Source organism: Promicromonospora sp. CA-289599, from assembly GCF_050936155.1.
Classification (GTDB): Bacteria; Actinomycetota; Actinomycetes; order Actinomycetales; family Cellulomonadaceae; genus Promicromonospora.
The window spans coordinates 3,195,797-3,208,259 of record NZ_JBNJNI010000001.1 but is presented as its reverse complement, the minus strand read 5'-3'; the positions used below and the strand labels follow the sequence as shown (position 1 = coordinate 3,208,259).

The window sequence follows — 12,463 nt, the reverse complement described above, 5'->3', positions numbered from 1 at the left end:
ATGGTCACGGGAGGATCATCCACCCAGCTCGCGGGCGCGGTCACGCGCGGCGGTCGCCGCGGTCAGGAACGAGGCGCGCACACCGCCGTCGTCCAGGGCGCGCAGGGCCGCCGCCGTGGTGCCGCCCGGCGAGGTGACCTTCTCCCGCAGGAGCACCGGATGCTCGCCCGACTCGTCCATGAGGCGGGACGCGCCGAGCAGGGTCTGGACCGCGAGTCGACGCGCGACGTCACGCGTCAGGCCCAGCAGGACACCCGCCTCGGCGAGGGCGTCGGCGACGTAGAAGACGTAAGCAGGGCCGGATCCCGAGATGGCCGAGACGGCGTCGAGGTCCTTCTCCGCCGCACGCACCACGGCGCCCGTGCCGGCGAACAGGTGCTCCACCGCCTGCAGATGGGCCTCCGTCGCGGCGGCGCCGGGCGCGATCGCCGTGATGCCCGCACCGATCGCCGCGGGCGTGTTGGGCACGGTCCGCACGACGGCGGTGCCTACCGGCAGCCGCTGCTCGTAGAACGCCGACGGGTGGCCGGCCGCGACCGTGACCACCACGGCGCCGGGCTCGATCCCTTGCGCTATCTCGTCGAGCAGGGCGCCGACGTCCTTCGGCTTCACACCCACGAGCACGAGACCCGCACCCCGGACCGCCGCCACGTTGTCGCTGGTCGTGGCGACCTGGTAGGTCTCGCGCAGGTGCTGGGCCTTGGCCTCGGTGCGCACGGTGGCCACGACGTCGGCCGGCGCCCAGCCGGCCGACAACGCACCCGCGAGCACCGCCTCACCCATGTTCCCCGCCCCGAGCACTGCAAGTCGCTGATTCACGAGGCCATTCTCCCCCGCGCGCTCACAGGGGGAACGCCGCGTAGAAGTCCTCCATCACGTCGGCCGGACCGGACGCCCGCATGACCGCGGTCCCGTTCTGCCAGACGACGACGGCCTTGCCACCCTTGGCCGGCGCTATCGCGTACTGCCCGACCACCTTCTTGCCGACCTTCACGTCGCCCTCGCTCTCTGCCTCGCCGGCCGACCTGGTCCAGGCGGCGGCTGCGGTGGCCGCCTCGTCCTCCGTCGCCCACTGGCCCGCCAGGAGCGCGACCTCAACCGTGTCGCCGTCGGCGTACTCGGCGTTCCACGCCTCGAGCGCACCCTCGCCCTTGGGCTCCTTCGCCTCGGTGAGCGCGCCGAGCGCGAACTGGAGCACCGCGGACGGCAGCGCCTTCTGGAAGGCGGTCTCCTCGCCGCTGCGTTCCATCGCCTTGACCGTGGGCGTCGGTACGGCGGCGGTGACCGTCACCGTGGGTACCGGCTGCGGCGTCGCCCCGCCGCGCCAGAAGCCCGGCCACACGAAGCCGGCCACGAGCACCAGGAAGAGCACGATGACGAGCAGCCCCACGACCACGACGAGCCGTCGCCTGCGGTACACGGCGGGCGACGCCTTCCTCGCGGCCACCGACGCGGTCGCGCCGGTGCGCGGTGAGTTCACGCGCTGGTCGGTCATGTCCTTGCTCCCCCGTGCTCTGTCCACCGGGTGCGTCACGGTGGCTCAGCCGAAACCTTATGTCGGGGCACTGACATTCGGGCGGAGGCACGCCCGGTGCTGGACGACCGTCCGGTCAGGCCCGACGGCTCGCTGCCGCCGTCCGGCACACCCAGAGCAGCACGGCGAACCCGAAGGTCGAGATGGCGCACACCGCAAGGAGTCCCCCGAGGTAGGCGGTCAGGCCGTCGTCCCACGGAGCCGCCGCCCGGACGCGGCCCTCGGTCACCGCGGCCGCCAGGACGGAGAGCACTGCCATCGGCACGGCGACGGTCCCGAGGAGCGCGATCACCGGCAGCGCCGCGCCGTCGTCGCCCCCGGCCGGACCGACGTCGTCCGGGCCTGCCCGACCGGCCGGTGCGAACGCGCACACCAGCGAGGTCCACGCCACCACCACGAGCACGGCCGCGACCACGTCGGACGGGCGGTGCCAGCGGTCGGCGACCGTCGCGAGGCTCATGGCGCAGGTCACGGCGGCACCGGCGAGCGCGGTCGCCGGTCGCCAGCTGCGCGGGACGACCAGCAGGAGCGCCGCCCAGGCCGCCGCCACCACCGTGACGTGGCCGCTCGGCAGGGTGTTGATGTCCCGGTTCCACTCGCCGACGAGGCCCGTGCGGTGGAACACCCCGTCCTTGATCACCTGCGTGGTCAGGTTCGATCCCAGGATCACGACGGCGGCCAGGGCCGCGGCTGTCGGTCGCCGGCGCAGCAGGCCGATCCCGCACGCCACCAGGAACCCGGTCACGAGCCAGGGCGGTGAACCGAGGAGCAGCACCGGCTCCACCAGGTGGTTGACGACGTCCTGGAACCGGTCGGCCGTCACGAAGACCCGCTCCTCGACACGCTGGCCGGGCCACGTGGTGACCATCGCCCACCAGACGAGCCAGGTGCCCAGTGCGGCCGCGAGGGCCACCGTCAGGCCGACCGTTCGCGCCGGCGGACGGCCCGGGCCGGACGAGGACGCGGAGTCGCGGGGGCCGGTACGCGATCCGTCGTGGCGCGCCAAGCGCCCTTCGGAGGTCGGCATGGTCGAAAAGTACCTGAATCCGGACGTCATCACTGCCAGTATCGCCGCTGGCGGTATCGCCTCCGGAATCGCCCTCGAGTCCCTGCCGGCACGACTGTCAGTGTCGGCACGTACGGTGGCGCACGTGACCTCATCGACCTCCAAGCGGGCACGGCCCGCGTACCGCTGCACCGAGTGCGGCTGGACCACCGTCAAGTGGGTCGGCCGCTGCGGGGAGTGCCAGGCGTGGGGCACCGTGAGCGAGGACGGGCCCGCACCGTCCGGCCCGCGGACCGTCGCCGTGTCGCCCGCCCGCGAGCCCGCCCGGCCCATCGCGGAGATCGACGTGGAGTCGGCACGCGCCAACCCGACCGGCATCGGGGAGTTCGACCGGGTGCTCGGCGGCGGGCTGGTCCCGGGCGCGGTGATCCTGCTCGCGGGTGAACCGGGCGTGGGCAAGTCGACCCTGCTGCTCGACGTGGCGAGCAACGTGGCCGACGGCGCCCTCGGACCCAACGGGTTCGAGTCGCCCCGCACCGTGCTGTACGTGACGGGTGAGGAGTCCGCCGGCCAGGTCAGGCTGCGGGCCGAGCGCATCGGTGCGCTGTCACCCACGCTGCTGCTCGCCGCGGAGACCGACCTCGGGACGGTGCTCGGCCACCTCGAGGTGAACCAGCCGGACATGCTCATCGTCGACTCGGTGCAGACCATCGCGTCCGGGCAGGTGGACGGCGCCCCAGGCGGCGTATCGCAGGTGCGGGAGGTCGCCGCCGCGCTGATCGCCGTGGCGAAGGAACGGCAGATGCCCACGATCCTCGTCGGCCACGTGACCAAGGACGGCTCCGTCGCCGGTCCGCGCACGCTCGAGCACCTGGTCGACGTGGTGTGCCAGTTCGAGGGCGACCGGCACTCGCGCCTGCGCATGATCCGCGCTGTGAAGAACCGGTACGGCCCGACCGACGAGGTCGGCTGCTTCGACCTCTCGGAGAACGGGATCGTCGGGCTGCCCGACCCGTCCGGTCTGTTCCTGTCACACGCGGGCGCGGGGGTCGCCGGATCCTGCATCACGGTCACGCTGGAGGGGCGTCGCCCGCTCGCCGTCGAGGTGCAGGGGCTCGTGGCGCCGAGCCCCCTGAGCAACCCGCGCCGCGCGACGAGCGGCGTCGACTCCAGCAGGCTCGCCATGATCCTCGCAGTCCTCCAGCGCCACGGCGGCCTCCGCCTCGCGGACCAGGACGTCTATGCCTCGACGGTGGGCGGTGCCCGGATCACCGAGCCTGCGTCGGACCTCGCGGCCGCGCTGGCGCTCGTGTCCGCGCGCGAGGGCAGGCCGCTGCCGGGTGCCACGGTGGCCATCGGCGAGGTCGGCCTGGCGGGCGACCTGCGCCCGGTCGCGGGGCTGGATCGCCGCCTGGGCGAGGCCGCGCGCCTGGGCTTCGCGCACGCCGTCGTGCCGCACGGGACCGGGGTCAAGGCGCCCGAAGGGCTCCAGCTGGTCGAGGCCTCGCACATCCGCGACGCCGTGGAGTGGGCCAAGTCGGCGGGCGGGTCGCCGGGCAAGCCGTCGGGCGGGTCGCCGGGCGGCAGATCGCTCCGCGCCGTGGACGATGATTGACCGCTTCGTGAAACGAACTGCTTGTGACCCAGCGCACAGCGTAGGATTTCTTCGTGGCCATGACCTCCTCGCACCCTGACGAGCTGCTCCGGGAGACCTTGGCCGCTGTCGCGCCCGGGACCGAACTCCGCGACGGGCTCGAGCGCATCCTGCGCGGCCGGACCGGCGCGCTCATCGTTCTGGGCCTCGATCCGACTGTCGAACAGATCTGCTCGGGCGGCTTCGCGCTCGACGTCGACTTCTCCGCCACGCGCCTGCGTGAGCTGTCCAAGATGGACGGCGCGGTGGTGCTTGACCGGGCCGCCACCCGCATCCGGAAGGCCGCGGTGCAGCTGCTGCCCGACCCGACCATCGAGACCACGGAGTCCGGCACCCGGCACCGCACGGCCGAACGAGTCGCCAAGCAGACCGGCTTCCCCATCATCTCCGTGAGCCAGTCCATGCGGATCGTCGCCCTCTACGTGGGCGGACAGCGGCACGTGCTGGAGGACTCGGACACGATCCTCGGCCGCGCCAACCAGGCCCTCGCGACGCTCGAGCGGTACCGCGCCCGCCTCGACGAGGTGTCGGGCACGCTGTCCGCGCTGGAGATCGAGGACCTGGTCACCGTGCGCGACGTGTGCTCGGTCGTGCAGCGCCTCGAGATGGTCGGCCGGATCTCCGACGAGATCGCGGGCTACGTCATCGAGCTCGGGGTGGACGGTCGCCTCCTGGCACTGCAGCTCGACGAGCTGATCGGCGACGTCGGCTCGGACCGCGAGTTCGTGATCCGCGACTACGTGCTGGGCCGCAAGGACCGCACGCTCGCCGACGTGCAGGCCGAGCTCTCCGCGCTCACGTCGCAGCAGCTGCTCGACATGGGGCAGATCGGCCGCATCCTGGACCTGCCCGGTGGCGGGGACGCGCTCGACGCGGCAGTCGCGCCGCACGGTTACCGGCTCCTGTCCAAGGTGCCGCGCCTGCCGAACACCACCATCGAGCGGCTCGTCGGCCACTTCAGCAGCCTGCAGAAGCTCCTCGCCGCGAGCGTGGACGACCTCATGTCGGTCGACGGCGTCGGCGAGCAGCGTGCCCGGACCATCCGCGAGGGCCTGTCCCGGCTCGCCGAGTCGAGCATCCTCGAGCGCTACGTCTGATCCACCGCACCTGCTCCACCGGCTCCGCCTGAGCCCTGTCTACCCTTGCCCAACCGGCGACTGCAGACTTGGACGCTGCCCTCGCCAGCGACTGCAGACTTGGCTGCGGTCTGAGAGTCCGCAACCGCGACGAAGTCTGCAGCTGACAGCTGCGTCCGCGACCAAGTCTGCACTCGCGGGGCAGGTACTGGCCCGGGGCGGCGTCAGGGCTTCTTGTCGGCGTCGCCGCTCGGGTCCGGCGACGCACTCTGGTCCGGCGACGCACTCGGATCGGGCGAGGCCTTCCCGGAAGAGCTGGCGGACGGGCTGCCCGACGGCGACGGCGACCTGCTCGGCTCCGGCACCGTGTACGTCAGCTGGACGACATCGCTGGACGCGCCCTCGGCGCCCGCGAGCGTGACCTGTGCCGTGTACTGACCGGCGGACAGCTTGGGCTGACCCGGCTCGCAGCCGGGCACCGACCGGGAGTCCGACCAGCTCACGTCGGTGACGTCGACGTCGCCGGGGCCGAGGAGGAGCAGCCGCTCCTCCTCGTTGGCGCAGTCGGCCGACGACCATGCGCGCTCCGCCGTCGGCTCACCCACCTCACCCTCGTGGACGGTGACGGCGAGGTTGTGCCGGGAGGCGTCGACCAGGCACTGCACCTCGCCCTCGTTCCGCAGCGAGACCGTGAACCCGACGCGTACGCCGGGGGTGACGGTGGCGCGGTCCGCGGCGAGGCCCATGTCGAGATCCTCGGGTGCGCACGGCGCCGCCGCGGCGTTCGGGTCCACGGGGACCGGCGGGTTCTCCTTGGCCGAGACGATCGGCGCTTCGGTCCGGGGCCACGTCACTGCCGCACCGACACCGCCGACCACCAGGACGGCCAGCACCGCGATCACGTGCCCGGACCGCGGGCGTCTCGTGGCGGGCGTCTGTTCCCCGTGCCCCTGGTTCCGCTCGGCTCGCTCCGGCGCACTGACCACCTGCTGGACCTCTCACTGAGTCATGTAGAAACGGTCTGACGTGCGGTGACACCCCGCAGCCACAAAGTACGACGTCGTGCACCGCCTCCGTGGCAGCCGCGCCGTCGAGTTGGTCACGTGTCCTGGTTGACGGGCTTTGTGCGGTCAGGCGGGAGCACCGCGCCGGACGCTCCCGGCTTCGGCAGGGCGCGCCGGTGCGGCAGGATGGGACACCGTGACAGCACGGGAAGCGACGCGGCGTACCGAGGTGCGCTCGGGTGTCGTGCAGTGGTTCGACGGCGCCGCACGCGAGCTGCCCTGGCGCGCACCCGACCGGACGCCGTGGGGTGTGCTCGTCAGCGAGGTGATGCTCCAGCAGACCCCCGTCGTGCGCGTGGAACCCGCCTGGCGCGCGTGGCTGGAGCAGTGGCCCACGCCCGCGGACCTGGCGGAGGCGCCGACCTCCGACGTGCTGCGCGCCTGGGGCCGGCTCGGCTACCCGCGCCGCGCACTGCGGTTGCAGGAGTGCGCCAAGGCGCTGGTCGAACGACACGACGGCGTCGTACCGCGGACCGAGGAGGAGCTGCGCGCGCTGCCCGGCGTCGGCGAGTACACGGCCGCCGCGGTCCTGGCGTTCGCGTACGGGAAGCGCTCCGTCGTGGTGGACACGAACGTGCGCCGGGTGCTCGCGCGGGCGGTCGGCGGGACGGCCCTGCCCGCGCCGTCGTACACGGCGGCCGAACGCGCCCTGGCGACCGCGCTCGCACCGTCCGGCGACACGGAGGCTGCCCGCTGGGCGGCCGCGTCGATGGAGCTGGGTGCGCTGGTCTGCACCGCGAAGGCGCCGAAGTGCGGTGCCTGCCCGGTCGCGGGGCTGTGCGCGTGGCGACGCGCGGGCTCACCGCCGGACGCGCACGCCGACCGGCGTCGCACCCAGGCCTGGGCGGGCACCGACCGGCAGGCGCGCGGCCGGGTCATGGCCGAGCTCCGGCAGGCGGCCGAGCCCGTGGACCGGGCCGTTCTCGCCTCCCTGTGGCACGACCCGGGGCAGCTCGACCGCGCGATCGCCGGCCTGATCGAGGACGGCCTGGCGGAACAGGACGAGGCGACCCGCCTCCACCTGCCGAGGTAGAGCCTGCGTCCGGACGCACGCTCTACCTCGGCGAGGGTCAGAGCTCCAGGAGCATGCGGGAGTTGCCCAGGGTGTTGGGCTTCACGCGGGCCAGGTCGAGGAACTCGGCCACGCCCTCGTCGTACGAGCGCAGCAGCTCGGCGTACACCTCCGGCGTCACGGGCGTGCCGTCGATCTCCCGGAACCCGTGCGCGGCGAAGAAGTCGACCTCGAACGTCAGACAGAACACGCGGCGCAGGCCCAGCGCTCGCGCCCGCTCGATCAGTGCCTCGAGCAGCGCGTGCCCCACCCGGCGGCCCCGCCAGTCGCGGTGCACGGCCAGCGTGCGCACCTCGGCGAGGTCGTCCCACATCACGTGCAGCGCCCCGCAGCCGACAGCGGCGTCGCCCACCGCGCCGGCCGGATCGGTCGCCACCAGGAACTCCTGGACCGCCTCGTAGTACCCCACCATCTCGTACGGCCGGAGGATCCGCTCCTGGCTGAGCGGCTCGACGAGATCGCGGATGGTGCGCACGTCGGCGGGAAGGGCGGGTCGGATCACGGGCACGGTCCGCGACTCGGATGTCGTCACGCCGACACACTACGGCTGGAGCCGCGGGCCGCGCCCGGAGCCCTCGCCAGGCGGGCACACCGGGCCACGACCCCAGGCAGTCAGATCAGACGAATCGAAGGGCGAATCGGAATGTGAGCAAGAGAACCTCCCAACACACCCCACCTCACAGGGCAAAGGTGTTGCCAAGTGACGGAATGCATGGTGAGTTTGGCGCATGGCATCCACACGGCTGACCGCAGACGCGAGAACACAGGCGCTGGCCGCACTGGAAGCCAGCGTGAGTCCCTCGGCCGAGCTCGACGTCCTGGTGATCGGAGGCGGCGTCACCGGCGCCGGGATCGCACTGGACGCTGTCACGCGCGGGTTGTCCACCGCCGTGGTCGAGGCACAGGACTGGGCGCAGGGCACCTCCAGCCGCAGCAGCAAGCTGGTCCACGGCGGGCTGCGCTACCTGCAGATGCTCGACTTCGAGCTGGTCCACGAGGCCCTCACCGAACGAGACCTCCTGCTCCGGGACCTCGCACCGCACCTGGTGCGACCGGTCCCGTTCCTGTATCCCCTGGAGCACCGCGTCTGGGAGCGCGCCTACGTGGGCGCCGGCATCCTGATGTACGACGTGCTCGCGACGCTCACTCCGGGCCGCCGCCCGATGCCGTTCCACCGGCACCTGAGCAAGAACCAGATGGAGGCCAAGTTCCCGGACCTGGCGCACGACGCCGCCGTCGGCGCCGTCCAGTACTGGGACGCCTCGGTCGACGACGCCCGCCTGGTCGCGACCCTGATCCGCACCGCGGCGAGCTACGGCGCGCACGCCGCGAGCCGCACCCAGGTGGTGAGCCTGACGCAGGGCGCGACCGGCGCGGTGAACGGCGCGGTGGTCGTGGACCTGGAGACGGGCAAGGAGATCACCGTCCGGGCCCGGTCGGTCATCAACGCGACGGGCGTCTGGACCGAGGAGACCGAGGCCCTCGCGGGTTCCGAGGGCGGACTCCGGGTGCTCGCCAGCAAGGGCGTGCACATCGTCGTCCCGCGGGAGCGCATCCGTGGCAACGCCGGGCTGATCCTGCAGACGGAGAAGTCCGTGCTGTTCGTCATCCCGTGGAGCCGGTACTGGATCATCGGGACCACCGATACCCCGTGGAGCCTCGACCCGACCCATCCCGTGGCGACGAGCGCCGACATCGACTACGTGCTCGACCACGCCAACGCCGTGCTGGCCCATCCCCTGACCAGAGAAGACATCATCGGCACCTATGCGGGTCTGCGCCCGCTGCTCCAGCCGGGCACCAAGGCCGGCACGAGCAGCGCGAAGGTCAGCCGCGAGCACACGGTCGCCTCGCCGACGCCGGGCCTCACCGTGATCGCCGGCGGCAAGCTGACGACCTACCGGATCATGGCCAAGGACGCCGTCGACTTCGCGATCGGGCAGCGCTCCACCGCGCTCCCCTCGATCACGCACCAGATCCCGCTCACGGGCGCCGTCGGCCTGCGGGCCGTGCAGCGGCAGGCGCGCACCTGGGGCAAGCGGTTCGGCTGGAACCCCCCGCTGCTCGACCACCTGCTGCACCGGTACGGCGCGAACCTCGCCGAGATCGTCGAGCTGTGCGACGCCGACCCCACGCTCGCCGCCCCGCTCGAGCACGCCCCGGCCTACCTCCGAGCCGAGGCCCACTACGCCGTCAGCCACGAGGGCGCCCTCCACCTGGAGGACGTGCTGGCGCACCGCACGCGACTCGTCTACGAGATCGTGGACCGGGGCACGGAGGCGGCCGCGGAGGTCGCGTCCGTCGTCGCGCCGCTGCTCGGCTGGGACGCGTCCGACGAGGAACGAGAGGTCCGCGCGTGGCTGGAGCGGATCGAGGCAGAACGCCATGCCGAGGAAGCACCCGACGACGAGGCTGCCGAACGGGCACGCCTGGCCACCCCTGACGTGGCTGCCATGCAGCCGCTCCGAAACTAAGGATCCCTGAACACCACTACGAGATTGCCGACGGGCTACCGCAGAGGCACCGCCGGGTTCACCCCCGTACGCCGACAGAGCTGTCGGCAGAGAGCGAGTCAGTGATGAACGCATTCACGGACATCATGGTGCCGGAGTTCCTGGGCACGATGATCCTGATCCTCGGCGGCGCCGGCGTGGTGGCCAACGTCATCCTCCCGAAGACCAAGGGGTTCAACGGCGGCTGGTTGCTGATCAACTTCGGCTGGGGCCTCGCGGTCTTCGCCGGTGTGTTCGTCGCGATGAAGTCCGGGGCGCACATCAACCCCGCGGTGACGCTCGGCATCCTCTCCAGCGGCGCCGACGAGTTCGCCGAGGGTGTCCCCGCCAACTTCCTCAACATGATCTTCTACTGGGTCGCACAGCTCGTCGGCGCCTTCGTCGGCGCCGTCCTCGCGTACCTGGCGCACAAGCAGCACTTCGACCTGGACGCCGATCCGGCCGTCAAGCTCGGCGTCTTCTCCACCGGCCCGGAGATCCGCTCGTACACGTGGAACTTCGTCACCGAGGTGATCGCCACGTTCATGCTGGTCTTCGTGATCCTGTCGTTCGGCAACTCGCCCGTCGACCTGGGCCCGCTCGCGGCCGCCCTCCTCGTCGTCGGTATCGGCGCAAGCCTCGGTGGCCCCACCGGGTACGCCATCAACCCGGCGCGTGACTTCGGCCCGCGCATCGCACACTTCGTCCTGCCCATCCCGGGCAAGGGCTCCAGCGACTGGGCCTACTCGTGGGTGCCGGTGGTCGGGCCGCTGGTAGGCGGCGCGCTCGGCGGCCTGGTCGCGGCGGCCGTCGCTTGATGTGACGCGACGGGGAGCCGCAGACTCGGGCGGCACACAAGCAGACTGAAACAGACAAGGGAGTCAACACCGATGGCTGACTACGTACTCGCGATCGACCAGGGCACCACGAGCACCAGGGCGATCGTGTTCAACCACGCCGGGACCATCGTGTCCACCGGCCAGCTCGAGCACGACCAGATCTTCCCCAAGGCCGGCTGGGTCGAGCACAAGCCCGACCAGATCTGGGACAACACCCGCCAGGTCGTCGGGCTCGCGCTCACCAGGGCGAACCTGAACCACACCGACCTCGCCGCCGTGGGCATCACCAACCAGCGCGAGACCACCGTGGTCTGGGACAGGACGACCGGCAAGCCGGTCTACAACGCCATCGTGTGGCAGGACACGCGCACGCAGGCCATCGTCGACGAGCTGGCCGGGTCCGAGGGCGCGGACAAGTACAAGGCGATCGTCGGCCTGCCGCTGGCCACCTACTTCTCCGGCCCCAAGGTGAAGTGGATCCTCGACAACGTCGAGGGCGCCCGCGAGGCCGCCGAGCGTGGTGACCTTCTGTTCGGCAACACCGACGCGTGGGTCCTGTGGAACATGACCGGCGGGCCCGACGGCGGCGTGCACGTCACCGACGTCACGAACGCGTCGCGCACGATGCTCATGGACCTCGACACGCTGTCCTGGCGTGAGGACATCGCAGCGGACATGGGCATCCCGCTCTCGATGCTGCCCGAGATCCGCTCCTCCTCCGAGGTGTACGGCAAGGGCCGCCCGCGGGGGATGGTGCCCGGCGTGCCGATCTCCGGCATCCTCGGCGACCAGCAGGCCGCGACGTTCGGGCAGGCGTGCTTCGACGTCGGTACCGCCAAGAACACGTACGGCACCGGCAACTTCATGCTGCTCAACACCGGCACCGAGAAGGTCCCGTCCGAGAACGGCCTCCTCACCACCGTCTGCTACAAGATCGGTGACGCGGCTCCGATCTACGCCCTCGAGGGATCCATCGCCGTCACGGGATCGCTGGTCCAGTGGCTCCGCGACAACCTGGGCCTGTTCCACGACGCGCCCGACGTCGAGTGGTACGCCCGCAAGGTCGAGGACAACGGTGGCGCCTACTTCGTGCCGGCGTTCTCCGGCCTGTTCGCGCCGTACTGGCGGCCCGACGCCCGCGGCGCGCTCGTCGGCCTGACCCGGTACGTCAACCGGAACCACATCGCGCGTGCCGCACTGGAGGCGACGGCGTTCCAGACCCGCGAGGTGATGGACGCCATGAACGCCGACTCCGGCGTGGACCTCACCGAGCTCAAGGTCGACGGCGGCATGGTCGCCAACGAGCTGCTCATGCAGTTCCAGGCGGACCAGCTCGGCGTGCCCGTCATCCGGCCCGTCGTCGCGGAGACGACGGCGCTCGGTGCGGCGTACGCGGCGGGCATCGCGGTCGGTTTCTGGAACGGTGAGGCGGACGTGACCGCGAACTGGGCCGAGGACCGGCGGTGGGAGCCCTCCATGGAGGAGGAAGAGCGGGAGCGTCAGTACCGGAGCTGGAAGAAGGCCGTGACGAAGACGTTCGACTGGGTGGACTCTGACGTGTCGTAGATCTTTGCTCTCGGGCGCTTCGGTTGCGTCCGCACAGGGCAAGGAAGGCCCTGTCCGACAGCGTTCACGCGCCCCAGGGGGCGCTCCACTTCGGGAATGAATACTGTCGGACAGGGCCTTCCTTGCCCTCTGCTCGTCTGTTGCGTCGCTTTCTCCCTGA

General features: G+C 71.7%; 11 protein-coding genes. 6 read left to right on the top strand and 5 right to left on the bottom strand.

Annotated features, from left to right (window positions below):
* Window positions 1-15: 15 nt before the first annotated feature.
* The 3 genes from proC to ACQEVI_RS14180 form a co-directional block, all read right to left on the bottom strand.
* Complete coding sequence (proC, locus tag ACQEVI_RS14190) at window positions 16-819, bottom strand: pyrroline-5-carboxylate reductase (protein ID WP_432899864.1); 804 nt, start codon at window positions 817-819, stop codon at window positions 16-18.
* A gap of 22 nt (window positions 820-841) precedes the next feature.
* Window positions 842-1,495 (bottom strand): hypothetical protein, encoded by a 654-nt coding sequence (locus ACQEVI_RS14185; protein ID WP_432899861.1) that lies wholly within the window; start codon window positions 1,493-1,495, stop codon window positions 842-844.
* 115 nt (window positions 1,496-1,610) lie between these two features.
* Window positions 1,611-2,561: a phosphatase PAP2 family protein gene (locus tag ACQEVI_RS14180; RefSeq protein WP_432899858.1), complete on the bottom strand. Its 951-nt coding sequence runs from the start codon at window positions 2,559-2,561 to the stop codon at window positions 1,611-1,613.
* Between the two features lie 124 nt (window positions 2,562-2,685).
* Here ACQEVI_RS14180 and radA point away from each other — a divergent pair, with 124 nt between their 5' ends.
* Window positions 2,686-4,155 (top strand): DNA repair protein RadA, encoded by a 1,470-nt coding sequence (gene radA / locus ACQEVI_RS14175; RefSeq protein WP_432899856.1) that lies wholly within the window; start codon window positions 2,686-2,688, stop codon window positions 4,153-4,155.
* A 59-nt stretch (window positions 4,156-4,214) separates the two neighbouring features.
* Entirely contained in the window at window positions 4,215-5,291 is a 1,077-nt protein-coding gene (gene disA, locus ACQEVI_RS14170) for a DNA integrity scanning diadenylate cyclase DisA (RefSeq protein ID WP_432905940.1), read from the top strand.
* Window positions 5,292-5,494: 203 nt separating this feature from the next.
* On the opposite strand, the gene ACQEVI_RS14165 is transcribed toward disA, so the two are convergent.
* A complete protein-coding gene (locus tag ACQEVI_RS14165; RefSeq protein WP_432899853.1) occupies window positions 5,495-6,256 on the bottom strand; it encodes a hypothetical protein in 762 nt (253 codons plus the stop codon).
* Between the two features lie 214 nt (window positions 6,257-6,470).
* Between ACQEVI_RS14165 and ACQEVI_RS14160 the strand changes: the two genes are divergently transcribed.
* Window positions 6,471-7,367 carry an A/G-specific adenine glycosylase gene (locus ACQEVI_RS14160; protein WP_432899850.1) on the top strand — a complete coding sequence of 299 codons (897 nt, stop codon included), beginning with the start codon at window positions 6,471-6,473 and terminating at the stop codon, window positions 7,365-7,367.
* A 37-nt stretch (window positions 7,368-7,404) separates the two neighbouring features.
* Here the strand turns inward: ACQEVI_RS14160 and ACQEVI_RS14155 are convergent, their stop codons facing one another.
* Window positions 7,405-7,938 (bottom strand): amino-acid N-acetyltransferase, encoded by a 534-nt coding sequence (locus tag ACQEVI_RS14155; RefSeq protein ID WP_432899848.1) that lies wholly within the window; start codon window positions 7,936-7,938, stop codon window positions 7,405-7,407.
* Window positions 7,939-8,134: 196 nt separating this feature from the next.
* Between ACQEVI_RS14155 and ACQEVI_RS14150 the strand changes: the two genes are divergently transcribed.
* The 3 genes from ACQEVI_RS14150 to glpK all read left to right on the top strand — a co-directional run bounded on the left by ACQEVI_RS14150 (window position 8,135) and on the right by glpK (window position 12,303).
* Window positions 8,135-9,880 carry an FAD-dependent oxidoreductase gene (locus ACQEVI_RS14150; RefSeq protein WP_432899845.1) on the top strand — a complete coding sequence of 582 codons (1,746 nt, stop codon included), beginning with the start codon at window positions 8,135-8,137 and terminating at the stop codon, window positions 9,878-9,880.
* Window positions 9,881-9,984: 104 nt separating this feature from the next.
* Window positions 9,985-10,716, top strand: coding sequence for an MIP/aquaporin family protein (locus ACQEVI_RS14145; protein ID WP_432899843.1), 732 nt, complete (start codon window positions 9,985-9,987; stop codon window positions 10,714-10,716).
* 72 nt (window positions 10,717-10,788) lie between these two features.
* On the top strand, window positions 10,789-12,303 hold the full coding sequence (glpK, locus tag ACQEVI_RS14140; RefSeq protein ID WP_432899840.1) for a glycerol kinase GlpK: 1,515 nt from the start codon (window positions 10,789-10,791) through the stop codon (window positions 12,301-12,303).
* The last annotated feature ends 160 nt before the right edge of the window (window positions 12,304-12,463 follow it).